The sequence below is a fragment of the Mailhella massiliensis genome (genome assembly GCF_900155525.1).
GTDB lineage: Bacteria > Desulfobacterota > Desulfovibrionia > Desulfovibrionales > Desulfovibrionaceae > Mailhella > Mailhella massiliensis.
Genome location: NZ_LT706933.1, coordinates 1 through 2,443 on the forward strand (window position 1 = coordinate 1; position 2,443 = coordinate 2,443).

Sequence of the window (2,443 nt, forward strand, 5' to 3'; positions counted from 1 at the left end):
ATGTTGCGCGATGCGGGCGAGGCGCAGGCGTTCCTTGCGGCGGCGCCGTCTACAACCGTTTTCATCGTCGAGTCATTCGAGCGGGCGCGGGCGGGCTATCTCACACGCATTGAGATCGTGGGCGGACGCGTCGCGCATGCGCATAGACGCAGCGTCGCCGCCAACGGGCTCTCGTCCTATCACTTCGGCTCCACGTTCGAGCCCTATACCGACTGCCCGGATAGCGTCTGCACCGCCGCGGAGCAGGCTGCTGCGCTTCTGGGGTTCGAGCTGGGCAGCTTTGATGTCATCGAGACCGAGGCGGCGCCTGTGTTCATCGACGCCAACTCCGTCTCGAATGTCTCCGCTGATTGCGAGGAGCTTTTGGGCTACGACCTCATGGCGGAGCATGCCGCCTACATCGCCGGGCGATATCGAACTCTTTTCGGCTAACGCGGAAAAGCGGCAGAGCGTTAGCTGCTCGCGCAGCACGCCGCCCGTCCAACGTCGTTGTTGGCCGACTAGCCTGATTGCATCAAGCTCCGTCCTCATCGCCGGTCGGAGCGAGAGAAAGGGGTGTTGCAGATGAAGACCGTGGAAGAGGTATACAAGCTATTCGACGAGGTGGGATGCTGCAGTTTCGCCACGCTTGACGGTGCGGGAGGCGTTGACGCGCGCACCGCGCATTTCTTTGCCTTCGATGAGGACGGCCTCTACTTGCGTACCATGCGCGTGAAGCCGTTCTACCGCCAGCTCAAGCTCGGATGGCTCGCCGTGTCGGCGGAGCATACCGCCGGGCGCTGCGTCTGGGACGAAGACAACATGCCGCATTTTCAACCCGGATACATGGTGCGTGTGGCGGGCAGCGTCCGCGAGCTCACCCAAGCGGAGGTCGGCGCTAAGGCGGCGGCGAACCCGCTCTTCAACGTAGCGGTATACGACATCAAGAAGTATCCCGAGACGGTCGTTTTCGTGCTCGATCGCTTCCATGGCGAGCTCTACGACTACGATTTCAACATGGTCCATCGCGACCACAAGATCTTGCGTGAGCGCTTCGCCTTCGGCGGTGATGTGTTCGAGGAAGCGGGCCTGTCGATCGATCCGGATCTCTGCATTGCGTGCGGTGCCTGTACGGAGGCCTGCACGCACAAGGCGATTTTCCCCACAGGGGACGGAGCCGCTCTCCGCATTCTCGGCGAGCGCTGCGACGAGTGCGGCAACTGCTACCACGTATGTCCGGCGGGCGCCGTGCGGTCGAAGGGTTGCTGATTCGGACCCGCTGCCGCCCGTTTCGGAGTTGGATTCACGCATCCTTATCGCTAAAGCCCCGCTCGGGATGATGGCTTGATTCTCGCATAAGGTGCCCGTATTGTTCCGGCAGCCCGTACGAGCCACGAAGTTCGTTTTTCTGTTTGTAGAAATGACCGTTGACAGTCCGCGAGAGGTTGGTAGAATGTATCTCTGCTTGGGGACGTAGCTCAGCTGGGAGAGCGCTGCCGTCGCATGGCAGAGGCCGAGGGTTCGATTCCCTTCGTCTCCACCACAAGCATTGTAGAAGGACCTGCAGGCTAGCCTGCAGGTCCTTTTTCAAGGGTCATCAACCCTGTGGCGCGCGCAGCGCGCCACTGAAAACCACCCGCTACGCGGGTGGATCCCACTGATGCTACGCAACGGGCCGCCCTCCTCCTAGGATGGTGATTGTTCAGGTCGCCAGCCCCAAGAGGAGGGTGATAGCCATGGCGCAGAAGGCCAACAGCCTCGCGCACACGAAGTGGCTCTGCAAGTACCACATCGTGTTCACACCGAAGTATAGAAGGAAGGCGATATACAACCAATACCGCAAGGACCTCGGGGAGATCCTCAGGCAGCTCTGCCGCTGGAAGGGGGTGGAGATCATAGAGGGGCACCTGATGCCGGACCACGTGCACATGCTGGTCAGCATCCCGCCCAAGATCAGCGTGTCGAGCTTCATGGGCTACCTGAAGGGGAAGAGCTCGCTGATGATGTTCGACCGGCACGCGAACCTCAAGTACAAGTTCGGGAACAGGAAGTTCTGGGCGGAGGGCTACTACGTGTCCACCGTCGGCCTGAACGAGGCCACGATCGCCAAGTACATCAGGGAGCAGGAGGCCGCCGACATCGCGCTGGACAGGCTGAGCGTGAAGGAGTACGAGGACCCGTTCGGTAGGGGGTAGCGGCCCGCCCGTTCGACGGGCGTGCCACGAGTCAAGGGGCTATCGGGCCTGAACTTCGTTCAGGCCAGGGACTTGAGTCCCTGGCCTGGGCCCCTAGGGTTACACCCTAAGAGCAAACCACCCGCTATGCGGGTGGTCCTGATTCAAGGGTCATCAACCCTGTGGCGCGCGCAGCGCGCCACTGAAAACCACCCGCTACGCGGGTGGATCCCACTGATGCTACGCAACGGGCCGCCCTCCTCCTAGGATGGTGATTGTTCAGGTCGCCA

The 2,443-nt window shown here is 61.5% G+C and carries 3 protein-coding genes and 1 tRNA gene; all 4 read left to right on the top strand.

Annotated elements, in window-relative coordinates; all coding sequences use genetic code 11:
* Window positions 1–432: ATP-grasp domain-containing protein (locus CZ345_RS16945; protein ID WP_204224182.1), on the top strand; the 432-nt coding region annotated here is incomplete at its 5' end.
* A 132-nt stretch (window positions 433–564) separates the two neighbouring features.
* Window positions 565–1,248 carry a 4Fe-4S binding protein gene (locus tag CZ345_RS00470; protein ID WP_077071245.1) on the top strand — a complete coding sequence of 228 codons (684 nt, stop codon included), beginning with the start codon at window positions 565–567 and terminating at the stop codon, window positions 1,246–1,248.
* A gap of 198 nt (window positions 1,249–1,446) precedes the next feature.
* Window positions 1,447–1,522, top strand: a tRNA-Ala gene (locus tag CZ345_RS00475).
* Window positions 1,523–1,715: 193 nt separating this feature from the next.
* Entirely contained in the window at window positions 1,716–2,174 is a 459-nt protein-coding gene (gene tnpA / locus CZ345_RS00480) for an IS200/IS605 family transposase (RefSeq protein WP_077071246.1), read from the top strand.
* The last annotated feature ends 269 nt before the right edge of the window (window positions 2,175–2,443 follow it).

Coding starts and splice junctions, on each gene's coding strand:
- CZ345_RS00470 (WP_077071245.1), top strand. CDS start 565: ATGAAGACCGTGGAAGAGGTATACAAGCTATTCGACGAGGTGGGATGC.
- tnpA (WP_077071246.1), top strand. CDS start 1,716: ATGGCGCAGAAGGCCAACAGCCTCGCGCACACGAAGTGGCTCTGCAAG.